This is a genomic window from Rhodococcus sp. NPDC058532, assembly GCF_042719255.1.
Taxonomy (GTDB): domain Bacteria; phylum Actinomycetota; class Actinomycetes; order Mycobacteriales; family Mycobacteriaceae; genus Rhodococcus_G.
In genome coordinates this window covers 1-22,860 of record NZ_JBHXNU010000022.1, presented here as the reverse complement: position 1 = coordinate 22,860, position 22,860 = coordinate 1, and the positions used below count along the sequence as shown (strand labels likewise).

General features: G+C 71.1%; 18 protein-coding genes and 1 pseudogene. 13 read left to right on the top strand and 6 right to left on the bottom strand.

The window, feature by feature from the left end; all coding sequences use genetic code 11:
• Positions 1–16: 16 nt before the first annotated feature.
• Entirely contained in the window at positions 17–592 is a 576-nt protein-coding gene (locus ACFWQG_RS20045; RefSeq protein WP_378509415.1) for a DUF3000 domain-containing protein, read from the top strand.
• On the opposite strand, the gene ACFWQG_RS20040 is transcribed toward ACFWQG_RS20045, so the two are convergent.
• Positions 573–1,802: an alpha/beta hydrolase gene (locus ACFWQG_RS20040; RefSeq protein ID WP_378509405.1), complete on the bottom strand. Its 1,230-nt coding sequence runs from the start codon at positions 1,800–1,802 to the stop codon at positions 573–575. The two genes, ACFWQG_RS20045 and ACFWQG_RS20040, sit on opposite strands and share 20 nt — an antisense overlap.
• Before the next feature lie 82 nt (positions 1,803–1,884).
• On the opposite strand from ACFWQG_RS20040, the gene ACFWQG_RS20035 reads away from it, so the two are divergent.
• Positions 1,885–3,309 carry a wax ester/triacylglycerol synthase family O-acyltransferase gene (locus tag ACFWQG_RS20035; protein ID WP_378509404.1) on the top strand — a complete coding sequence of 475 codons (1,425 nt, stop codon included), beginning with the start codon at positions 1,885–1,887 and terminating at the stop codon, positions 3,307–3,309.
• On the opposite strand, the gene ACFWQG_RS20030 is transcribed toward ACFWQG_RS20035, so the two are convergent.
• On the bottom strand, positions 3,254–4,156 hold the full coding sequence (locus ACFWQG_RS20030; protein ID WP_378509403.1) for an alpha/beta fold hydrolase: 903 nt from the start codon (positions 4,154–4,156) through the stop codon (positions 3,254–3,256). The genes ACFWQG_RS20035 and ACFWQG_RS20030 overlap by 56 nt on opposite strands.
• Before the next feature lie 218 nt (positions 4,157–4,374).
• Here ACFWQG_RS20030 and ACFWQG_RS20025 point away from each other — a divergent pair, with 218 nt between their 5' ends.
• On the top strand, positions 4,375–5,655 hold the full coding sequence (locus ACFWQG_RS20025; protein WP_378509402.1) for an HRDC domain-containing protein: 1,281 nt from the start codon (positions 4,375–4,377) through the stop codon (positions 5,653–5,655).
• 1 nt (position 5,656) lies between these two features.
• On the opposite strand, the gene ACFWQG_RS20020 is transcribed toward ACFWQG_RS20025, so the two are convergent.
• On the bottom strand, positions 5,657–6,280 hold the full coding sequence (locus tag ACFWQG_RS20020) for a TetR/AcrR family transcriptional regulator (protein ID WP_378509401.1): 624 nt from the start codon (positions 6,278–6,280) through the stop codon (positions 5,657–5,659).
• Positions 6,281–6,388: 108 nt separating this feature from the next.
• On the opposite strand from ACFWQG_RS20020, the gene ACFWQG_RS20015 reads away from it, so the two are divergent.
• Entirely contained in the window at positions 6,389–7,285 is an 897-nt protein-coding gene (locus tag ACFWQG_RS20015; protein ID WP_378509400.1) for an oxygenase MpaB family protein, read from the top strand.
• Positions 7,286–7,337: 52 nt separating this feature from the next.
• On the opposite strand, the gene ACFWQG_RS20010 is transcribed toward ACFWQG_RS20015, so the two are convergent.
• Positions 7,338–7,463, bottom strand: a complete 126-nt coding sequence (locus ACFWQG_RS20010; protein ID WP_378509399.1) for a hypothetical protein — start codon at positions 7,461–7,463, stop codon at positions 7,338–7,340.
• 433 nt (positions 7,464–7,896) lie between these two features.
• Between ACFWQG_RS20010 and ACFWQG_RS20005 the strand changes: the two genes are divergently transcribed.
• The 6 genes from ACFWQG_RS20005 to ACFWQG_RS19980 all read left to right on the top strand — a co-directional run bounded on the left by ACFWQG_RS20005 (position 7,897) and on the right by ACFWQG_RS19980 (position 16,688).
• Complete coding sequence (locus ACFWQG_RS20005; RefSeq protein ID WP_378509398.1) at positions 7,897–9,375, top strand: serine/threonine-protein kinase; 1,479 nt, start codon at positions 7,897–7,899, stop codon at positions 9,373–9,375.
• A 156-nt stretch (positions 9,376–9,531) separates the two neighbouring features.
• The gene (locus tag ACFWQG_RS20000) at positions 9,532–10,752 is read left to right on the top strand and encodes a thiolase family protein (RefSeq protein ID WP_378509397.1); all 1,221 of its coding nucleotides are present in this window, start codon (positions 9,532–9,534) and stop codon (positions 10,750–10,752) included.
• On the top strand, positions 10,753–12,858 hold the full coding sequence (locus ACFWQG_RS19995; RefSeq protein WP_378509396.1) for a 3-hydroxyacyl-CoA dehydrogenase NAD-binding domain-containing protein: 2,106 nt from the start codon (positions 10,753–10,755) through the stop codon (positions 12,856–12,858).
• A gap of 150 nt (positions 12,859–13,008) precedes the next feature.
• Positions 13,009–14,067, top strand: a complete 1,059-nt coding sequence (locus ACFWQG_RS19990; protein WP_378509395.1) for an alpha/beta hydrolase — start codon at positions 13,009–13,011, stop codon at positions 14,065–14,067.
• A 78-nt stretch (positions 14,068–14,145) separates the two neighbouring features.
• On the top strand, positions 14,146–15,156 hold the full coding sequence (locus ACFWQG_RS19985; protein WP_378509394.1) for an iron-siderophore ABC transporter substrate-binding protein: 1,011 nt from the start codon (positions 14,146–14,148) through the stop codon (positions 15,154–15,156).
• A gap of 86 nt (positions 15,157–15,242) precedes the next feature.
• The gene (locus tag ACFWQG_RS19980) at positions 15,243–16,688 is read left to right on the top strand and encodes a sugar porter family MFS transporter (protein ID WP_378509393.1); all 1,446 of its coding nucleotides are present in this window, start codon (positions 15,243–15,245) and stop codon (positions 16,686–16,688) included.
• A gap of 12 nt (positions 16,689–16,700) precedes the next feature.
• On the opposite strand, the gene dxs is transcribed toward ACFWQG_RS19980, so the two are convergent.
• Entirely contained in the window at positions 16,701–18,653 is a 1,953-nt protein-coding gene (dxs, locus tag ACFWQG_RS19975) for a 1-deoxy-D-xylulose-5-phosphate synthase (RefSeq protein ID WP_378509392.1), read from the bottom strand.
• Positions 18,654–18,899: 246 nt separating this feature from the next.
• Between dxs and glsA the strand changes: the two genes are divergently transcribed.
• Genes glsA through ACFWQG_RS19960 form a run of 3 tightly spaced genes read left to right on the top strand, consistent with a single transcriptional unit; the run spans position 18,900 to position 22,581 of the window.
• On the top strand, positions 18,900–20,738 hold the full coding sequence (gene glsA, locus ACFWQG_RS19970) for a glutaminase A (RefSeq protein WP_378509391.1): 1,839 nt from the start codon (positions 18,900–18,902) through the stop codon (positions 20,736–20,738).
• A gap of 41 nt (positions 20,739–20,779) precedes the next feature.
• Complete coding sequence (locus tag ACFWQG_RS19965) at positions 20,780–21,748, top strand: ATP-binding cassette domain-containing protein (protein ID WP_378509390.1); 969 nt, start codon at positions 20,780–20,782, stop codon at positions 21,746–21,748.
• Positions 21,745–22,581, top strand: coding sequence for an ABC transporter permease (locus ACFWQG_RS19960; protein WP_378509389.1), 837 nt, complete (start codon positions 21,745–21,747; stop codon positions 22,579–22,581). Before ACFWQG_RS19965 ends, ACFWQG_RS19960 begins: the two co-directional genes overlap by 4 nt.
• 54 nt (positions 22,582–22,635) lie before the next feature.
• Here ACFWQG_RS19960 and ACFWQG_RS19955 read toward each other — a convergent pair.
• A pseudogene (locus ACFWQG_RS19955) lies at positions 22,636–22,860 on the bottom strand (MFS transporter); the annotation flags it as partial.

Below are 22,860 nucleotides of genomic sequence, written 5' to 3'. Positions count from 1 at the left end.
CGTCCGAGCTGTGACCATGTCCGGACCCAACGCCGAGCCAGCGCAGTTCCGCAGCGCCGTCGACTCGATGCACACGGCATCGGTCCATCCGCAGATCGAGATCGGTCCGATCCGCCCCCCGCAGCGGCTCGCGCCGTACAGCTACGCGATCGGCGCCGAGGTCCGCCATCCGGACACCGACGGCACCGCCGAGGAGCCCGAGGGCGACGCCTTCGGTCGACTGATCCTGCTGTACGACCCCGCCGGCGACGAGGCATGGAACGGGACGATGCGGTTGGTCGCGTACATCCAGGCCGACCTGGAGGCGGACCTGGCCGCCGACCCGCTGCTCCCGGAGGTCGCCTGGAGTTGGCTGGTGGATGCGCTCGCCGCCCACCACGAGGAGGTGACCGCCCTCGGCGGCACCGTCACCGCCACCAGTTCGGTCCGGTACGGGGACATCGCCGGGCCGCCGCAGGCCCATCAGCTCGAGGTGCGCGCGTCCTGGACCGCGGCGAGCCCCTCCCTCGCCCCGCACGTGGAGGCGTTCTGCGAGGTTCTCGCCGCCGCGGCGGGCCTCCCGCCCGCCGGGGTCACCCCACTCGGTCGCTGACCAGGTCACCGGGCCCGGTCCGCACCGACGCCCGCACCGACTCCAGGAATGCCCCGACGCCGAGCACCACCTGGTCGGTGCGAATCGAGTGGAAGATGTCGAAGGCGTGCTGCGCGCCGCGCAGTTCGGCATAGCCGACCGGGTTCTCGGACGCCGCGCGCAGCCGTCGAACGAACTCCCGCGCCTCGGCGACCGGGATGAACGAGTCGTTGCTGCCGTGGACGACGAGGAACGGCGGCGCATCCGCGCGCAGGTGGGCCAGCGGGGACGCCAGCCGGTAGGCCTCGGGGAACGCGGCGCCCTTGCCGAGGACCATCTCGCTGAGCGGTGACTCCACCCGCTGCCGCACCGCCTTGATGCCGGTGTCCCCGGCGAAGTCGTACACCCCGTACATCGGCACGCAGGCCTGGACCGCGGTGTCGGCGTCCTCGAACCCCGGCTGCAGGGCTGGCTCGTTCGCGGTCAGCGCGAGCATCGCCGCCAGGTGACCGCCCGCGGAGCCCCCGGTGACGGCGAGGAATCCGGGATCGCCGCCGAAGCGCGGCCCCTCCGAACGCAGCCACCCGACCGCGCGCTTGAGCGCGACGAGCTGGTCGGGCCACACCGCCTTCGGGGAGAGGGGGTAGTTCACCGCGGCGCACACCCAGCCGCGGGAGGCGAGCGCCGCCATCAGCGGCAGCCCCTGATGGTCCTTGCTGCCGATCACCCAGCCGCCGCCGTGGATCTGCAGCAGCATCGGGGCGTTCGGCGGGGTGTCCCGGTGGTGGTAGACGTCGACGAGGAATCGGCGTCCCCCCGGCGCATAGGCCTGGTTCCGGACGATCCGGACGTCGGGGCGGGTGAACGCGAAGGGGCGCAGCGCGGCCCCCCAGTCGAGCAGCTCCGTCGGGGCGGGTACGTCGATGTCGGCGAGCGCCGCCGCCATCTCGGCTCCCGCGCGGTGCGCGGTCACGATGCCGGTCCCGAGGGCGGCGGCGGACGTCGCCGCGAGGGCGAGGCCGATCCGGTCGCTTCGGGTGCGGGCGCCGTGCCGGGCCACGTGCACGCCCGCGTCGACGGCGGTGGCGAGCAGCTGAGCGGGCGCGAGTTCCGAGGTGAGCCAGCCGCTGAGGAACGCCGGGATCGAGGTCGGCATCCCCGGGACGGGCCGCAGCGCGTTGACGGCGGTTGCCGCGTTGACGGCCTGCCTGACCAGGAAGGATCTACTCATGGGACACCTTTCACGGGGTCGACGACACGCGGCTCTCACCATTTCCTTAGAACAATCTAGAACACGTTCTACTATGTCCGCCATGGAGAGACTGAGCGGTCTGGATTCCACCTTCCTCTACCTCGAGACGCCGACGCAGATGCTGCACGTGTGCGGCCTGATCGTCCTCGACGTCTCGACGGTACCCGGCGGGTACAGTTATGCAGGCCTGAAAGCTGAACTGGGAGCACGCATTCGAGGAATGCCCGGCTTCCGGCGGAAACTATTCGACTCGACGTTCAACCTGGACCACCCGGCCTGGGTGGAGGACTCCACCTTCGACCTCGACCGCCACCTGCACCGCGTCGCCGTCCCCGCGCCGGGGGGTCGCGAGGAACTCGAGGAGCTGTGCGCGCACATCGCCGGCCAGCAGATGGATCGGACCATCCCGCTGTGGGAGATGTGGATCATCGAGGGCCTCGAGGACGGCTCGGTCGCGGTGATGTCGAAGATGCACCACGCCAACGTCGACGGCGTCACGGGCGCCGGGATGATGTCGCAGCTGTGCAGCCTGACCCCCGACGCCCCGCGCCCCGACCCCGACCCGAGCCAGCGCGACGCGGGCAAGGGCAGCACCCTCGACCTCGCGGTGAGCGGTGCGCTCGGCTTCCTCGGCCGCCCGGTCGATCTGGTGAAGGCGCTCCCCAGCGCGGTCGCCCTGCTCCCCCGGTGGATCCGCCGGGCCCGCCGCGGCGAGGCGATGCCCGCCCCGTTCACCGCGCCCCGCACCTCGTTCAACGGCGCGATCACCGCGCACCGCACCCTCGCCTGGACCCAACTCGACCTGGACAAGGTCAAGCTGGTGAAGAACGCCTTCGACGTCAAGGTCAACGACGTGGTCCTGGCGCTGGTCGCGACCGCGCTGCGCAGCTACCTCGACGACCGGAACGAACTGACCGACAGCCCGCTGGTCGCGATGGTCCCGGTCTCCGTGCACGACGTCTCGGACCGGCCGGGGACCAATCAGATCTCCGGCATGTTCACCCAGCTCGGGACCGGCATCGACGACCCGGTCGAGCGGCTGCTCCAGGCCAACAGCCACAACACGATGGTCAAGTCGCACAACGCCTCGCTCGGCGCCACCCTGCTGCAGGACTGGTCCCAGTTCGCCGCACCCACCCTGTTCGGCGGGGTGATGCGCGCCTATTCGACGCTGCGCCTCGCCGAGCGGCATCCGGTGGTCACCAACCTGATCGTCTCGAACGTGCCGGGGCCGCCGATGCCGCTGTACTTCCTCGGTGCACGGATCTCGGCCATGTACCCGCTCGGACCGATCTTCCACGGCAACGGGCTGAACATCACGGTGATGTCGCTCGACGGCACGCTGAACGTCGGCGCGGTGTCCTGCCGGGAGCTCGCCCCGCGACTGTGGGACCTGACCGACGCCTTCGGCCCCGCGCTCGACGAACTGGTCAAGGCCGCACGCGCGAAGTCACGGAAGCGACCGCGGGCATCAGCCCGGACCTGAACTCGTCCGCGGCAAGCACGCAGGCCCCGTGACCGGCCTGCACCTCGTAGGTCGCCGCGCCCGCGATCTGCCTGGCCATCCAGTGCTGCCTGCGCGCCGGGATCACCTGGTCGGTGGCCGTGACCACCACCGAGGTCGGCAGGGTCAGGTCCGCGATCCAGCCGGACGAGTCGAACTTGCCGACCTCGGCGACGGCCCGGCCGACCGCGCCGGGGCTGGTGCTGCGGAACTGCCCCATCAGCCATTCGCGCTGCCTGCCGACGGGGTCGCCGTCCACCTCCGGACGGCGCCCCGCCCCGGGCCGCAGGGTGGCCATCGACCCATTGAGGGCGTCGAGCGCGATCCGTTCCCTGGCATTGCGTTTGAATCCGGTGGTGCCCGCACAGAGCACCATGCCCGCGACCCGGTCCGGGTGGGCGCGCGCGGCGAGCTGCGCGACGAGCGACCCCATCGAGTAGCCGACGACGACGAACCGGTCGAGGCCGAGCACGTCGCCGAGCGCGGCGACGTCGTCGGCGCAGTCCTCGAGGGTGAAGCGGTCCGAGCGGATGCCGCGGCCGTGCCAGCGCTGGTCGAGTGTGACCACCCGCCCCTTGGTCGCGAGCGCATCGATGACCGGGTACCAGGTCAGCGCGGCCGTGCAGGCCAGCGCGTGCAGCAGCACCAGGGTCGGCCGGTCCTGGTCGACCCGCTCACCGGTGTCGAGCACGTAGGTGCTGCCGCGACCCGGGAGTTCGACGTCACGTCCGGGTGGCAGCGACCCCACCGGCGCGAGTTCCCCGAACCGGGACATCGGACCGAATGGGGAGAAGCCGGGAACGGACGCAAGTGCGGAAGGACCGGCCATCTGTACACCTCTCGTTCGCCGCGGTGGGCCTCACCGTAGCGCGGTGCCGCCCGAGAGCTCCGCCGAAACGGACAATTTCGATTGAATCGTAACGAAATTCGAGATTACCCGAGAACTCCGGTCACGGGTATCGAAACGCCGATCTGAATCATCCCGACCATGCGCAGGGACCACACCCCGGGGTTGGCGGCGGCACGCACGTCGTAGAGTCAGCAGTCATGCCAGCGACCTCGGACGACGCATCGACCTCGGACCACTCCCCCGCGTCGGGTGGGACGTCCGCGGTGCCGCTGTTGACCCCGGCAGAGGGTGTTCCCGAGGTCGTCGACTCGCCGCGACTGCTCGCCGCAGCCGCCGACCGGCTCGCCGCCGGAACGGGTCCGCTCGCCGTCGACGCGGAGCGGGCGTCGGGCTTCCGCTACTCCGGTCGCGCGTACCTGCTGCAGTTCCGCCGGGCGGGGGCGGGAACCGTCCTCGTCGACCCGATCCCGATCGCCGCCGATCTCGGTCCGCTCGCCGACGTGATCAACCCGCTCGAGTGGGTGCTGCACTCCGCCGACCAGGACCTGCCGGGAATGGCCGAGCTCGGGCTGCGCCCCACCGCCCTCTACGACACCGAACTCGCGGGCAGGCTGGCCGGCTTCGAGCGGGTCGGGCTGGCGGCCATCGTCGAGCGGATGCTTGGCCTGGAACTGCGCAAGGGACACGGCGCCGACGACTGGTCCCGCCGCCCGCTGCCCGAGTCCTGGTTGAACTACGCGGCGCTCGACGTCGAGGTGCTGGTGGAGCTGCGCGACGCGATGGCCGCCGAGCTGGCGTCGCAAGGCAAGACCCGCTGGGCGGCGGAGGAATTCGAGCACGTCCGCCTCGCAGGCCCGCCGAAGCCGAAGCCGGACCGGTGGCGTCGCACCTCCCAGATCCACTCGCTCAAGTCGCCCCGGCAGCTCGCCGCCGTCCGCGAGCTGTGGCAGGCCCGCGACGAGATCGCCGCCCGGCGCGACATCGCGCCGGGACGGATCCTGCCGGACTCGGCGATCGTCGCCGCCGCGAGCGCGAACCCGAGATCGATCGATGCGCTGCGGGCGCTCCCGGTGTTCGGGGGGCCCCGTCAACGTCGCAGTTCCCGGACCTGGCTGCAGGCGCTCGAGCGGGCCCGCGCCCTCCCGGAGTCGGACCTGCCGCCGGTGACCCAGCCCTTCACCGGGCCGCCGCCCGCGAACCGGTGGGCCCGCAAGCATCCGGAGGCGGCGGATCGCCTCGCCGCGGCGCGGGGCGCGATGGCCGCACTCGGCGAGCGGGTGCACGTGCCGGTGGAGAACCTGCTGACCCCGGAGCTGGTGCGCAGGCTGTGCTGGGACTTCGTTCCCGACGACCACCGCGACCAGGACGTCGCGACGTTGACGGCGTTCGTCGACGCGGCGCTGACGGCGGGCGATGCCCGACCCTGGCAGCGAGAGCTGACGGCACCCGTTCTCGCACAGGCCCTCGGCGGGCACTGACCTACACGATCGGGGCGACGGCGAGCATCAGGTCGGTGCACCGTTCGACGAGCACGTCGGTGTCGACGTCGACCGCGCCGTCGAGCCACGCGGTGAGGATCTGCGCGAGGCCCCCGACGACGAAGTGCGCGACGAGGTCGACCTCCGACCCCGCAGGCAGATCGTAGAAGTCGACGACCTGCGCGGTGGTCAGCCCGACGAACATCCGCGCGGATTCGAGCCGCCGCCGCGCGAGGACCGCGGTGACCGGGCCGGAGAACACGAGCCTGCCCAACCGCGGGTCCGCCGAGACGTCCCGGACGATGGTGGCGACGCAGGCCCGGACCAGTGCGCGCTCCTGCGGGGGAGCCTCGGCGACCGCCCGCAGCGTCGACTCGGCGATCCGCGAGGTGGCGTGGTCGTACACGGCGACGGCGAACGCGTCACGGTCGGGGAAGGATTCGTAGAAGTAGCGGGTCGCCAGCCCGGCGTGCTTGCAGACCCCGCGCACCGAGACGACGGGCTCCCCCTCCGCCGCGCCGAGCAGGTCGAGGCCCGCCTCGATCAGCTGCGCGCGCCGCTCGGCGCGCCGCCGATCCCCGTCCACCCCCGCGTACACCCGCGCCGACGACGTCATGCCGACCATCCTTCCACCACGATGGCCGATTCCCTGGACCGATCACATATATGTGACTACAGTCGTACTCAGATAAGCCCGATGGCGGCGACGCCAGTACTGGATCTGGAGGGGCAGATGTCGGTGACACAGCGAAGCAACGGGAAGACACCACGGGACGGAAAGACACCACGGAAGCCCGCGCCGAGCGGCAGCATTCGTGCGATCGACGGCGGACCCGTGCTCGCACAGATCGACGGGATCTCGCTGATGGCGGGCGCCGCGAACGTCATCATGCAGCTCTCGTGGCCGGGCGTCGGCTACGGCGTCATGGAGAGCACCGTCGAGTCCGGTCGCCTGTTCGACCATCCGATCAAGCGCAGCCGCACCACCCTGCAGTACCTGGCGGTCGCGGCGCTGGGCACCGACGAGGAGAAGCAACTGTTCCGCCGCGGCGTCAATCGCGCACACGCCCAGGTGCGCTCCGGCGAGGCCAGTCCGGTCGAGTACAACGCGTTCGATCCGGAGCTGCAACTGTGGGTCGCGGCCTGCATCTACCGCGGCTTCGAGGACACCCATCGGGTCCTGCGCGGCGAGTACACCCCCGCCCAGCGCGAGTACTACTACCAGCGGGGCGCCGTGTTCGGCACGACCCTTCAGGTCACGCAGCAGATGTGGCCCGCGAACCGGGACGCCTTCGAGGAGTACTGGACCGAGTCGCTGACGAAGGTGTCGATCGACGATGCCGTCCGCGCCCACCTCGACATCATCGCCCGCGCCGGATTCGCGCATCCGATCCTCGCGCGGCTCCTCGGCCCGCTCAACCTCTTCATCACCAAGGGCTTTCTCCCGCAGGAGTTCCGGGACCAGATGCGCTACTCGTGGACCAGCAGGGACCAGCGGCGGTTCGACCGGCTGATGCGGGTCGTCGCCGGGGTAAACCGACTGCTTCCATCGCCGCTCCGCGAGTTTCCGTACAACTATCTGATGGCCGACCTGCGGTGGCGCATCCGCACCGGCCGATCTCCGATCTGATCGGACGACGGCGGGGCGGGCGTGCGCGGCACGACCGGCCCCGCCCGACCCGCTACGCGGTGCTGGCCGCCGACCCGGACGCGCCGCCGTCCACCGAGCTGCCCGAGCTGATCTTGTCCAGGATCGAGACGATGCTCGACACGGCGCTGACGATGGTCACGATTTCAGCAGATCCCACGATGTGTCCTCCCATACAGTGCGGTCGCGGCGGATCCCCCGACCCGAGATAAACCTACGATGGGACGCGAAACCGTTCACGGCCTTGACAATTCGAGGCACCACTGGTTCTCGACAGCACAGGTCACCGACGCGAATCGGGGCGCCCCGACCACGTACCTGTGAACCTCGTTGTCAGACACAATGATCGGGATGCCGCCGCCACCGGTGCCCGCATCCACCGTCGGGCCCGCGGCCGCGACACGGCGGTGAGGCAGATCACCGACGGTTCCGCGCCGGCGGTGAGGCAGGCCACTCCCGGCGCGCGGACCGTTCACGTTCCGTTGCCCGCACCGACATTCCCCGGCGATCGCGCGTGCATCGGGGCTGTGGCGTTCACCACGCGGATGGGACGGATATGCTGACCGCCGAGCGAAACGGACCGGGTCAGGAGTGTGGGCATCGACGCGCGAGAACTCCGACCGGGCAGCGTGGTGGCCGGGTATCGCATCGAGCGCCTGCTGGGCGCCGGCGGCATGGGCAGCGTCTATCTGGCCGCACATCCGAGCCTGCCCCGGCTGGTCGCGCTGAAGCTCCCCGACCCATCGTTGACGCGGACCCGCGAGGGTCGGGACCGGGTGCTGCGCGAGGCCGACCACGCGGCGCGGCTCGACCATCCGAACATCGTCGCGGTCCTCGACCGCGGGTCCGTCCCCCACCGGGGCGGCGACCGGCTCTGGATCGCGATGCAGTACGTGGACGGGACCGACGCCGCCACACCGCTGCGGCGGGGCCCGATGACCGCCGATCGGGCGATCGCGATCGCAGCCGACATCGCCCGCGCCCTCGACCACGCACACCGCGCGGGGGTGCTGCATCGCGACGTCAAGCCCGCGAACATCCTGCTCACCGCCCCCCGCCCCGGTGAGCGGGAACGGGCACTGCTCGCCGACTTCGGGATCGCGAAGGGCCTCGACTCGCCAGCACTGACGCGGACCGGCACCGTCGTCGCGAGCCTGCAGTACGCCGCACCGGAGCAGCTGGAGGGGCGGCCGCTCGACGGACGAAGCGACCAGTACGCGCTCGGCTGCACGCTCTACCACCTGCTGACCGGCCGCGCACCGTTCCCCGGTTCGGACACCGCGCACCTCGTGCACGCGCACCTGAACCTGCCCGCACCCCGAGTCACGGCGGCGCGGCCCGAACTGCCCCCCGCGCTGGATGCGGTGATCGCCAGGGCGATGGCGAAGAACCCCGCCGACCGGTTCCCGTCCTCGGATGCGCTGGCCGCCGCCGCCCGCTCCGCGCTCGGCGCGGGGACCCCCGCGCCGCCCCCGTCGCCGCAGGCCCCGCCCGCCCCGACCAGGCATCTCGCCGCGCCAACGCCGACGGGGCCTGCGGCGGTCCCGGCACCGGCGCGGGGACGCAGGCTGCTCGTTCCGCTCGCCGCCTGCGCGGTGCTCGCCGCCCTGGCGGCGGCAGGCGTGGCGTGGCTGCCCGACGCCGGGCGATCCGACGCGGCGCCGCCGCCCGCGCACACCCCCGCCCCGCCGCCGACGACGACGCCACCACCACCGACGACGTCATCCCCGCCGACCAACGCGCCGCCCGCGCCCGTGAGCGTCGTCGACGAGCAGGGGTTCGGATTCGGCGGGCCGCGCTGCGATCGCACCGATCCCGCGGTGACCGTGGCACGCACCGCCGAGTCGGCGATCGTCGTCTGCCGGACCGCGTCGGGTCGGCTCTACTCGAAGGCCCGGCGGAGCGACGACACACCGCTCGACTTCGCCAACCCCAAGGCCACGGAGGACGGCTACACCGCGGGCCGCGGCGTGCGGAAGTACGCGCTCGACGAGGACGCCCTGACCATCACCGTGCGTGGCGACGTGATCGCCCGCGAGCCGGTGCTCGAGTACCACGACTCGGACGGGTAATCCGCCCTGCTCGAACCTCCCTCGTGCCGGTACCGCCGGTATTGACGTAGAGTAAGTTACCGACCGGTAGCGAACGTGGGACGGCTCGCTACGAGGGCAACCCGAGCCTCACCGCCCGACCGTGACGGTGAGCATCTCCACCAGGAGGAATCTTCCGTGTCTCCATCGACTTCGCAGGGTCGCGGTGTCGTCTTCGTCGACGGCATCCGCACCCCCTTCGGCAAGGCCGGAGCCAAGGGCATCTACGCCGAGACCCGCGCCGACGACCTGGTCGTCAAGGCGATCCGCGAACTGCTGCGCCGCAACCCGCAGCTGCCGCCCGACCGCATCGACGAGGTCGCGATCGCCGCGACCACCCAGACCGGTGACCAGGGCCTGACCATCGGCCGCACCTCCGCCATCCTCGCTGGCCTCCCCGAGACCGTGCCCGGCTTCGCGATCGACCGCATGTGTGCAGGCGCGATGACCGCGGTCACCACCACCGCCTCCGGCATCGGATTCGGCCAGTACGACGTCGTCATCGCGGGCGGCGTCGAGCACATGGGCAGGCACCCGATGGGTGAGGGCGCCGACCCGAACCCCCGCTTCCTGACCGACAAGCTGGTCGACCCGTCCGCGCTGGTGATGGGCAACACCGCGGAGAACCTGCACGACCGGTTCCCGACCATCACCAAGGACCGCACCGACGCCTACGCCGTCGCGTCGCAGAACAAGTACGACGCCGCGAAGAAGGCGGGCCTCATCGCCGACACCCTCGTCCCGGTCGCCACCCGCGCCGCGAACGGGTGGGGCCTGGCCACCGAGGACGAGCCGCCGCGCCCCGGCACCACGATCGAAGACCTCGCGAAGCTCAAGACGCCGTTCCGCCCCGCGGGCCGGATCACCGCGGGCAACGCCGCGGGACTCAACGACGGCGCGACCGCCGCGCTCCTCGCCGGCGAGGACACCGCCGCCGAGCTCGGCCTTCCGGTCGCCATGCGGATGGTCGGCTTCGCCTTCCAGGGCGTCGACCCCGCCGTGATGGGCATCGGCCCGGTCCCCGCGACCGAGAAGCTGCTCGCCCGGACCGGCCTGACGATCGAGGACATCGGCCTGTTCGAGATCAACGAGGCGTTCGCGGTGCAGGTGCTCGCGTTCCTCGAGCACTTCGGCATCGCCGATGACGACCCGCGGGTGAACCAGTGGGGCGGCGCCATCGCGTGCGGCCACCCGCTCGCCTCGTCCGGGGTGCGCCTGATGACGCAGCTCGCACGCCAGTTCGCGCAGCAGCCGGAGGTCCGCTACGGCCTGACCACCATGTGCATCGGCCTCGGCATGGGCGGCACCGTCATCTGGGAGAACCCCCACCACGCTGATTACCAGGCCGGAGGCAAGTAAATGAGTGACATCGCAAGCGCTTTCGCCGACGAGGTCGTGACGAACGCATACACCAAGCTGATCGCGGTGCCCGGCATCGAGGGCCCGGTCGCGCTGATCACCCTCGACAACGGTTTCGACCACAGCAAGCCGAACTCCTTCGGCCCCCGCGGGCTGCTCGCGTTCGACGCCGCCCTCGACGAGGCGTTCGCCGCGCACCCCGCCGCGATCGCCGTCACCGGCAAGCCGTTCATCTTCGCGGCGGGCGCCGACCTCAAGGGCGTCCCGTCGATCAGCTCCCGCGAGCAGGGCCTCGAGCTCGGACGCCTGGGGCACAAGGTGTTCCGCCGCCTCCGCGAGTCCTCCGTCCCGACGTTCGGGTTCGTGAACGGCCTCGCCCTCGGCGGTGGCCTCGAGGTCGGACTGCACTGCCACTACCGCACCTACGCCGACAACCTGCCCGCCCTCGGCCTGCCCGAGGCGATGCTCGGCCTGGTCCCCGGCTGGGGCGGCACCCAGCTGCTCCCCAACATCGTCGGCCCCGCCCATGCGGTGACGATCGCGGTGGAGAACCCGCTGAACAACGGCAGGACGTTCACCGCGGCGCAGGCCGCGACGTTCGGACTCGCCGACGCCGTGTTCGGTGGCGCCGACTTCCTCGAGCAGTCCCTCGCCTGGGCGGCGAAGGTGCTGGCAGGCGAGATCGTCCCCGCCCGCCCGGAGATCGACCGCGGCGCCGGCTGGGACGAGGCCATCGCCCGCGCCACCGCGATCGTGGCGGGCAAGACGAAGAACAACGCCCCCGGCGCCGTCCGCACGGTCGCGCTCCTCGACGCCGCCCGCCGGGTCGACCTCACCGACCCGGCGACCCTGGATGCCGGGTTCGCCGCCGAGGACGAGGCCCTCGCCGACCTGCTGATGACCGACGAGCTGCGGGCGGGCCTGTACGCGTTCAACCTCGTCAACTCCCGCGCGAAGCGGCCCGCAGGCGCCCCCGACAAGTCCCTCGCCCGCAAGGTGTCCGGGGTCGGCATCGTCGGCGCCGGCCTGATGGCCAGCCAGCTCGCGATGCTGTTCGTCAAGCAGCTCAAGGTCCCGGTGATCCTCACCGACATCGACCAGGAGCGGATCGACAAGGGCGTCGGCTACGTGCACGCCGAGATCGACAAGCTCGCGGGCAAGGGGCGGCTGTCCCCCGATGCCGCGAACCGGCTCAAGGCCCTCGTCACCGGCTCCCTCGACAAGGCCGCGTTCGCGAAGACCGACTTCGTCATCGAGGCCGTCTTCGAGAACATGGACGTCAAGAAGAAGGTGTTCGCCGAGCTCGAGGAGCACATCGCCCCCGAAACGATCCTGGCGACCAACACCTCCTCCCTGTCGATCACCGAGATGGCCGCGGACCTGACGCACCCCGAGCGGGTCGTCGGCTTCCACTTCTTCAACCCGGTCGCGGTGCTGCCGCTGCTCGAGATCATCAGGGGCGAGCGGACCGACGACGCCACCCTGGCGACGGCGTTCGCGACCGCGAAGTCGCTGCGCAAGTCGGCGGTGCTGTGCGGCGACAAGCCGGGCTTCGTGTTCAACCGGCTCGTCACCCGCACCCTCGGCGAGGTCATGGCCGCCGTCGACGAGGGCACCCCGTTCGACATCGCCGACAACGCGATCGCCGAGCTCGGCATGCCGATGAGCCCGTTCACGCTGCTCGCGCTCGTCGGCCCGGCCGTCGCGCTGCACACCGGCGAGACGCTGCAGGCCGCGTACCCGGAGCGGTTCCCGAGCTCGCCCGGACTCGAGGCCCTCGTCGAGGCCCGCAAGCCCGGTGTCTGGACCTGGACCGACCAGGGGCAGGTCGTCGATCCCGAGGTCGCCGCGCTGTGGCCGCAGGGTGACACGCCGTCCACCGCGGAGCAGGTCCTGGACCGGACCCGCCGGGCGTTCGCCGAGGAGATCGCGATCATGCTCGACGAGGGCGTGGTCGCCGCGGCCGAGGACATCGACCTCTGCCTGATCCTCGGCGGCGGGTTCGGGTTCTGGAACGGCGGAATCACCCCCTACCTGGACCGCACCGGCACCTCCGAGGCCGTGAACGGATCCCGGTTCCTTGCCGAGGGCGTCGCCAGCGTCTGATCGGTTCCCGCGGCACACGGGCACGGCACGATGCACTCGTGCCGTGCCCGTGACCGTTTCGCGCCCGCGTCGCCGACCCGGGCGCGGTAGAGTTCACGGGCCCGTGATCCGCGGCTGCGTCTGGCCGCACCGACGAAAGGCCGAAGCACGATGCGATTACGCCGATCCAGAACCGGCACCCCGGTGCGCCGCCGTGCGGCACTGGTGTCGATGGCGATTCTGCTGCCGCTCGGGGCGTCGGTAGCAGGACCCGTCGGCACCGCGAACGCGGCCATCGTGGACTGCCGCCAGTGTGACCTCTGGGTCGAATCCGACATGGGTGCGATCAAGTCGCGGGTCTTCCGCGCCAACGACGGCAACACGAACCGGGTGGTGTACGCGCTCGACGGGATGCGGGCCCGCAACGACTGGAACGGCTGGGAGATCGAGACCAACATCGCGCAGGCACTGACCCGCGCGAACATCAACGTGGTCATGCCCGTCGGCGGCGAGTCCAGCTTCTACGCGGACTGGAACGCGCCGAGCACCTGGGGTCCGGGCGAGCTGGGCTCGTCCACCGGCAGCTCCAACGGCTCGTCGGCGCTCGGCAGCTCCGACGCCGGGGCCGAGGTGGACGGCAAGGCGAACACCTATCGGTGGGAGACCTTCCTGACCCAGCAGCTGCCGGAGGCCCTCGCGAACAGGTACGGCTTCAGTCGCACCCGCAACGGCGTGTTCGGCCTGTCGATGGGCGGCAGCGCCGCCCTCACGCTCGCCGCCTACCACCCGCAGCAGTTCAGCTTCGCCGGCTCGTTCTCCGGGTTCCTGAACAACTCGGCGCCGGGCATGCGGGAGGCGCTCCGCGTCGCGATGGTCTCGGCTGGCGGGTTCAACATCGACGCGATGGCGCCGCCGTGGGGCCCGCAGTGGCTGCGGATGGACCCGTTCGTGTTCGCCCCGATGCTCAAGGCAAACAACACCCGGCTGTGGATCTCGTCGGGCAGCGGCGTCCCCGGCAACGGCGACGTCAGCGACGCGCTCGGTGTGGTGCAGGCGGTGCCGCTGGAAGCGTTGGCGCTGGCCAACACCCGCGCCTTCGAGGTTCGGGTGGCCACGCTGGGCGGCGCGAACGCGCACTTCGACTACCCGGCCACCGGCGTGCACAACTGGAAGAACTGGGAGGACCAGGTCATTCGGATGATTCCCGACCTGGGCCGCAACATCGGATAGTCGATCTGCCCGCCGATTCCGCGCCCCGGGAGCATCTCCCCGGGGCGCGGAATCATCCAGTAGGTTAGCCTCACCTACATGAAGCGTTCGCTGTTCCGCGCAGGCATCGCCGCGCTCGCCCTCACCACCCTGGTCGGCTGTTCCTCGGACACCGACAGCACCGACCCGACGACCGGGGCGGGCACCGGCGCATTCCCGGTCACGATCGACAACACGTTCGGCGCCACCACCATCGATTCGGAGCCGCAGCGCCTCGTCACGATGGGGTGGAACGCGCAGGACGTGCTCTACGCCCTTGGCCTGACGCCCGTCGGGCAGCCGAAGTACATCTACGGCGCCGACCCGAACGGCGTGATGCCGTGGGCGCAGCCCTATTTCGACGCCGACGCGACCACCCTGTACGACGACCCCCAGTCCGGTGACCCGTCCGTCGAGTCGATCGCCGCCCTCACCCCGGACGCCATCCTCGCGCCCTACGAGGGCTTCGACGAGGCGTACTACCGCCGGCTCAGTGAGATCGCGCCGACCGTCGCGTATCCGGGCGGCGCCTGGCAGACCACCTGGCAGGACCAGACCTCGATCATCGGACAGGCCGTCGGCAGGCCCGACGAGGCGCGGGCGCTCGTCGACGGACTCGGCGCCACCCTGGCCGACACCGCCGCCGCCCACCCGGAGTTCGCGGGCAAGACCCTCACCGTGGTCAACTTCGACACCGCATCCGGTGCCGCGAACGTCTACCTGCCGACCGACCCGCGGGTGCAGGTCCTCACCGAGCTCGGATTCGTCAACGCGCCGGGGGTGGAGGCGCTGGCGCAGGACAACCCCACCGGCAGCTTCTACAAGTCGCTCTCGTTCGAGAACCTGCGCGACATCGACGCCGACGTCGTTGTCGCGTTCGTCGACGGGTCCTCCGACACCGCAACCCATCCCGCCCTCGGCCAGCTGTCCGCGATCGGGCGCGGCTCGGCGGTCCTGCTGAGCGACCAGCAGGTCGTCGCGGGACTGAGCAACGTCAACGTGCTCAGCATCCCGTGGGTGCTGGACAAGATCGTGCCCCAACTGTCCGAGGCCGCGGGCAAGGTCGGCTGAGACCGGCCGCGCGTCGCCGCGCGGACCGGGCCGGCGCGCAGTAGCGTCGGCCCGGAGGCACGCGGGCCGACAGTCTGGAGGCGAACATGGCGACGAACGACACCGCGTTCGACGGACCGGGATCCGGAGCCACCCGCGCGGCGGTCGGTCACGCGGTGCTCATCGCCGCATCCGCCGCGCTCGGCGGCTTCCTGTTCGGCTACGACACCGCCGTCATCAACGGCGCCGTCGGAGCAATCCGCGATAAGTACGAGATCGGCGCCGCCGGAACCGGTCTGACCGTCTCGCTGACCCTCCTCGGTGCCGCGCTCGGCGCGTGGATCGCCGGCGACCTCGCGGACCGCATCGGCCGCATCCGGGTGATGCAGTTCGCCGCGATCCTGTTCGTCGTCGGCGCCATCGGGTCGGCGTTCCCGTTCAGCGTCTACGACCTCACCGCCTGGCGCGTCGTCGGCGGTGTCGCGGTCGGCTTCGCCTCGGTGATCGCACCGGCCTACATCGCGGAGATCTCGCCCGCCGCCATCCGCGGGCGGCTCGGCTCGATGTACCAGCTCGCCATCGTGCTCGGCATCGCGATCTCCCAACTCGTCAACTACGCCCTGAACCAGGCCGCTGGCGGCGCCCGCGAGCCGCTCGCGGGCATCGAGGCCTGGCAGTGGATGCTCGCCCTCGAGGCGATCCCCGCCCTGCTCTATCTGGTGATGAGCCTGACGATCCCGGAATCGCCGCGCTTCCTGGTGCTGCGTGGTCGCGACGACGCAGCACGGAAGGTCCTCGCGAGCCTGGAGGGCGGCAGCGCTGACGTGGTCACCGGCCGGCTGGCCGAGATCCGCGCCTCACTGAGCGAGCACCGCGCGAAAACCACTTTGCGGCAACTATTCTCGAAGCCGCTCGGGGTGGCACCCCTGGTCTGGATCGGGATGACGCTGGCCGCACTGCAGCAGTTCGTCGGCATCAACGTGATCTTCTACTACTCGGCGACCCTCTGGGAGGCGGTCGGCTTCGGCGAGGACCGCTCCCTGCTGATCAGCGTGGTCAGCGCCGTCGTCAACATCGCGGGCACCTTCGTCGCGATCGCGGTGATCGACCGGATCGGCCGCAGGCCGCTGCTGCTGATCGGCTCGATCGGCATGGCGATCTCCCTGGCCACCGCCGCGATCTGCTTCCATTCCGCGACGATCACCACGAACGACATCGGTGAATCGGTCGCCACCCTGGAGGGCGCGGCGGGCACCGTCGCCCTGATCGCCGCCAACACCTTCGTGTTCTTCTTCGCCTTCTCGTGGGGCCCGGTGGTGTGGGTACTGATCAGCGAGATGTTCCCGAACCGGGTGCGGGCCGCCGCCGTCGGCATCGCGACCGCCGCCAACTGGGTCGCGAACTTCCTCGTCTCGGCGACCTTCCCGGCCATGGCCGATTGGAATCTCTCGGTCACCTACGGCGGCTACGCCGTGATGGCCGCGGTGTCCTTCTTCGTGGTGTGGAGGCTGGTCACCGAGACCCGCGGCCGCACGCTCGAAGCGGCGGGCTGAGCCGGGGCCGGATCAGGGCTGCGGGGCGGCACCGCTGTCCGCGGTGCTCGGCGCAACCTCCTCGGCCCGCAGCCCGGCCACCCAGCCGGTGATCTGCCGCGCCAAATCCTGCGCGGTCAGGCCGACCTCGGCGAGCACCTGGTCGCGGGACGCGTGGTCGAGGAACCGCTGCGGAACCCCGACGTCGCGGGCGGGGGTGTCGACACCCGCCGCCCGCAATGCCGCGGACACCGCGGAACCGATCCCGCCGTGCACGCCGCTGTCCTCGACGGTGACCACCATCGAGAACGCACGCCCCAGGTCGACCACCGCGCTCGGCACCGGAAGCACCCACCGGGGATCCACCACCGCCGCCGAGATGCCCTGCTGCGCAAGCCTGTCCGCGGCGTCGAGCGCCATCGCGGCGAACGACCCGACCGCGACGATCAGGACATCCCCGCGGGGCTGCTCGGACCCGTCCCCGCTCCGCGACGGAGGCATCGCGAGCACGTCGACGCCGCCGACCCGCTCGAGTGCCGGGATGCCCTCCCCCACCGCGCCCTTCGGGAACCGCAGCGCGGTCGGGCCGTCCGAGATCGCCAGCGCCTCACCGAGTTCCTCCCGCAGCGAGGCCGCATCCCGCGGCGCGGCGACCCGCATGCCCGGCACGATGCCGAGGAGCGAAAAGTCCCACATGCCGTTGTGGCTGGCTCCGTCGGGTCCGGTCACGCCAGCCCGGTCCAGCACCAGCGTCACCGGCTGCTTCAGCAGCGCGGCATCCATCAGCAGCTGATCGAAGGCCCGGTTCAGGAACGTCGAGTAGACGGCAACCACCGGGTGCAGGCCGCCGAGCGCCAGCCCGGCCGCGGAGGTCACCGCATGCTGCTCGGCGATGCCGACGTCGAACATCCGCTGCGGGAACCGCTCCCCGAACGCGGTGAGGCCGGTCGGTCCGGGCATCGCGGCGGTGATCGCGACGACGTCCTCCCGGTCGGCGGCGCGTGCGATCAGTTCATCGGAGAACACCGACGTCCAGTCCTGGACCGGGGCGCTGGTGGAACGGCCGGTGCGGGGGTCGATGACGCCGGTCGCGTGCATCTGGTCGGCCTTGTGGTTCTCGGCGGGCGCGTACCCCATGCCCTTGCGGGTGACGGCGTGGACGAGAACGGGACCGCCGAAGTCCTTGGCCCGGCGCAGCGCCGATTCCATCGCCGCCTGATCGTGGCCGTCCACCGGGCCCAGGTACTTGATCCCGAGGTCGGTGAACATCACCTGCGGGCTGACGATGTCCTTGATGCCCGCCTTCATCCCGTGCAGGAACTGGTAGGCCGCCCGGCCGATCCACGGCACCTTCTTGACCATCCGCCGACTGTTGTCGAGCACCCGCTCGTAGCCGGGCTGCAGACGCAGCGCCGCGAGGTGGTCGGCGACCCCCCCGATCGTCGGCGCGTAGGAGCGGCCGTTGTCGTTGATCACGATCACCACCGAGCGGTCCCGGCCTGCGGCGATGTTGTTCAGCGCCTCCCAGCACATCCCGCCGGTCAGCGCCCCGTCACCGACGACGGCGACGACGTGCCGGTCCTGGCCGGTGAGCGCGAACGCCTTCGCCAGACCGTCCGCGTAGGACAGCGCGGCGGAGGCGTGCGAGGACTCCACCCAGTCGTGCTCGGACTCGGTGCGGCACGGGTACCCGGACAGGCCGCCCCGCTTGCGCAGGGTGTCGAACCCGTCCTTGCGGCCGGTGACGATCTTGTGCACGTACGCCTGGTGGCCGGTGTCGAAGAGCACGGCGTCCTTCGGCGAGTCGAAGACCCGGTGCACGGCGAGCGTCAGCTCGACAACGCCGAGGTTCGGTCCGAGATGTCCGCCGGTCGCGGACACCTTCTGCACCAGGAACTCGCGCACCTCGGCGGCGAGCTCACGCATCTCGGCGAGGGTCAGACCGCGCAGATCGTCGGGGGTCTGGACTCGAGAAAGAACACCCAACGAGATCGCTCCCTCCGCAGGACGTCACGCGCGACCGCACGCACACGCGTCGACCGACCACCGGCCGACCCGGCCAGTCTACGGAGCCCGGAATCCGATGATCGCCAGGCGTACCGCCCGGTAGCCCCCGGACGGCTGCACCGCCTGCTCCATTATGCCCGCCACGGTGAGTCAACTCACAGCCTGCGCCGCCCGGCGCCAGGTCACGGCCTGCACGGTCGCCGCCGGGATGACACCCTGATCGGCATGCGCACTGTCGTGGACGCGATCATCGGCGAGATATACGAGCACTGCCTGGACAACCGGGCCGGGGCGCTCGCCGATTACATCCCCGAGCTCGCCCAGGTCCCCCCGGACACCTTCTCGCTGTGCGTGGCGACCACCGACGGTCACGTCTACGAGGCGGGCAGCACCGGGGTGGCGTTCACCATCCAGTCCGTCTCCAAGCCGCTCACCTACGGGTTGGCCCTCGCGGACCGCGGGACGGCGGCGGTCGCGGCGAAGATCGACGTCGAACCGTCCGGGGAGCCGTTCAACGAGATCAGCCTCGACCCGGTCACCGAGCGGCCCCGCAACCCGATGATCAACGCGGGCGCGATCACCGCCGCGTCCCTGATCGCGGGCGCGGACCCCGCCGAACGGTTCGAGCGGGTGCGCCGCTGCTACTCGACGTACGCGGGGCGGGAACTGGCAATGGACGAGCGGGTGTACGCGTCCGAGGCCCGCACCGGGCACCGGAACCGCGCGATCGGTCACATGCTCCGCTCCTTCGGCATCATCACTGACGACCCCGACGAGGCCGTCGACCTCTATTTCCGGCAGTGCTCGATCAACGTGACCTGCCGTGACCTCGCACTGATCGCGGCAACCCTCGCCAACAACGGCACCCACCCGCGCACCGGACGGCGCGCACTCTCCCCGGCCAACGCCGAGCATGTGCTGTCGGTGATGACCTCGTGCGGCATGTACGACGCGGCAGGCGAGTGGATCACGCAGGTGGGGCTGCCCGCCAAGAGCGGGGTCGGCGGCGGGCTGCTTGCGGTCCTGCCGGGGCAGATCGGCATCGCGGTCCACTCCCCCCGCCTCGATACCCACGGCAACAGTGTCCGGGGCGTTCAGGCGTGCCGCGAGCTGTCCCGCAGCCTCGAACTGCACTTTCTGCACGTCGGTCGCGCGGCCCGGTCGGCGATCCGCTCCACCTACACCGTCGACGCCGCGCCGTCCCGGCAGCGCCGCACCCCGGCCGAGCGCGCCGCCCTCGCCGAGCACGGCGCCCGCGCCCGCGTCTATGAACTGCACGGCGACCTGCTGTTTTCGGGCGCGGAGTCCGCGGTCCGGGCGGTCGGTTCCCGGGTGTCCGGCCTCGACGCGGTCGTCGTCGACCTGCGCCGCGTCGACGAGGTGGGGGCGGTCGGTCGCCGGATGTTCGCGGACCTGCGCGCCGACCTCGCCGGGCGGGGCTGCGGCTGCGCCTTCGTCGACCCGGACGGGCATCTCGGGGTCACCGCATCGAGCGTCGACCGGTCGGATCGCACCTACGCGGACCTGGACAGCGCCCTGGAGTGGGCGGAGACCGAACTGCTCGACCGGTACTGCCCGTCCGGACGGATTCCGGAGTCGATCGACCTGGTCGACCATCCGGCGCTCGCCGGCCTCACCCGAGCGGAATTCGACCGCATCGCAACCGAACTCGACATTGTCGACGTTCCGGCCGGGAGCACCGTGGTGCGGCGCGGGGACAACGCGATCGGGATCGCGATGGTGCTGTCGGGGCGGATCAGCGTCGTCGTGCACGGCGGCGACGGGACCAGTCACCGGGTCACCACGCTGGCACCGGGCATGACGTTCGGCGAGATACCGACGTTGGTCGGCGGCCCCTTTCTGAACGACATCCGCGCCGACACCGCGGCCCGCTTCGCGATCCTGAGCCCGGACCGCTTCACGACCCTCGCCGAGGCGGAACCGACCCTCAAGCTGGCCATCCTCGACCGGCTGACCCGGAGCGCATACGCGCAGCTCGACACCGCGATCCGCAGCCTCAGCGTGGCCGCTCTCCCCGCGCCGTCGGAGAGCACAGATCGGTAAATCCGTTGCCCGAAGCACCGAAATCGGACAGGCTGGAGCACATGCCCTCGGACCTCGCGATCGAAACCCACGGTCTCGTCAAGCGCTTCGGCTCCACCGTCGCGGTGGACGGCGTCGACCTCGCCGTCCGCCGTGGCGGCGTCTACGGCGTGCTCGGCCCCAACGGCGCGGGCAAGACCACCACCATCCGGATGCTCGCCACCCTCCTCGACATCGACGACGGCACCGCCCGCGTCCTCGGCCACGACGTGACCCGCGAGGCCGACACGGTCCGCGGCAAGGTCGCGCTGACCGGACAGTTCGCGTCCCTCGACGAGGACCTCACCGGCACCGAGAACCTGGTGCTGCTGTCCCGGCTGTACGGCTTCTCCCGGCCCGCCGCCCGCGACCGGGCCGCGCAGCTCCTCGCCGCGTTCGACCTCAGCGACGCCGCCGGACGGCAGGTGAAGAACTTCTCCGGCGGCATGCGCAGGCGGCTCGACATCGCCGCGTCGATCATCGTCACCCCGGAACTGATCTTCCTCGACGAGCCGACCACCGGCCTCGACCCGCGCAGCCGCAACCAGGTGTGGGAGATCGTGCGGGCCCTCGTCGCCGGCGGCACCACCGTGCTGCTCACCACCCAGTACCTCGACGAGGCCGATCAGCTCGCCGACCGGATCGCGGTGATCGACCACGGTCGGGTCATCGCCGAGGGCACGACCGGGGAACTGAAGGCGTCCGTCGGATCCGGCGCGCTGCACGTCCGGGTCGCGGACCCGGCCCGCCGCGACGAGGCCGCCGCGGTGCTTGCCGGGGTCCTCGGCGTCGACATCACCGCCGAGGCGGACGCGGCGGCGCTCAGCGCCCGCACCGACGACCCCGACCGCGTCGCCGCCGCGCTGCCTGCGCTCAACGAGGCGGGCATCGCCGTCACCACCTTCGCCCTCGGGCAGCCGAGTCTCGACGAGGTGTTCCTCGCGCTCACCGGTCGGCCCACCGACGTCTCGCTGGAAGGGACCCCGTCATGACGACCACCACCGTCACCAGCTCACCCGCGCTCGCGGTGGGCGAGGCCCTCGCCCTTGACGGGCCGCGGCCGAAGCGGCCGAGCGCGGTGACGTCGTCGCTGTCGTTCGGTTGGCGGGCGCTGCTGAAGATCAAGCACGTCCCCGAGCAGCTCTTCGACGTGACCATGTTCCCGATCATGTTCACGCTGATGTTCACGTACCTGTTCGGCGGGGCGCTTGCCGGCTCCACCGACGCCTACGTGCAGTTCCTGATCCCGGGCATCCTGGTGCAGACGGTCGTGATGATCACCATGTACACCGGGTTGACTCTGAACAAGGACATCGAGAAGGGCGTCTTCGACCGGTTCCGGTCGCTGCCGATCTGGCGGCCTGCGCCGCTGGTCGGGGCCCTGCTCGGCGACCTCGCGCGCTACACCATCGCCTCGGTGATCGTGATGGTGCTCGGCCTGATCCTCGGGTTCCGGCCGGCGGGCGGGATCGTCGGCATTGTCGCGTCGGTGGCGCTGCTGCTGCTGTTCTCGTTCGCAATGTCGTGGATCTGGACGATGTTCGCGATGCTGATGCGCACCGAGCAGGCCGTCATGGGCGTGTCGATGTTCATCCTGTTCCCGCTCACGTTCGCGTCGAACATCTTCGTCGACCCGTCGACGATGCCCGGGTGGCTGCGCGCATTTGTCGACGTGAACCCGATCAGTCACCTGGTCACCGCGATCCGTGGGCTGATGGCAGGCGAGGTGACCGCAGCACAGCTCGGCATCGTGTTCGCGTGGTGCGCGGGCTTCGTGCTCGTGTTCGGGCCGATCACGATGCGGCTGTACAACCGCAAGTCCTGACCGGACGAGGAGGCCCGGCCCCGAAGCGGGGCCGGGCCCTGTCGCGCGCGGCGGTCAGACCTTCGCGTACTCCTCGTCCGCGTCGGACGGCTGGATATCGATGGTGGTGCGCAGCGGCCGGTTCGGCAGGAACACGACGGCGACCACCGTGACGACCGCGACCGCGGCGGCGATCAGGAAGATCCGCCCGGTCGCGGGGGCCGCGGCAGCACAGAGCCCCCCCCCCCCCCCCCCCAGCCACCCCCCCGCAATCCCATTTTTTCCTCCCCCCCCCACGTT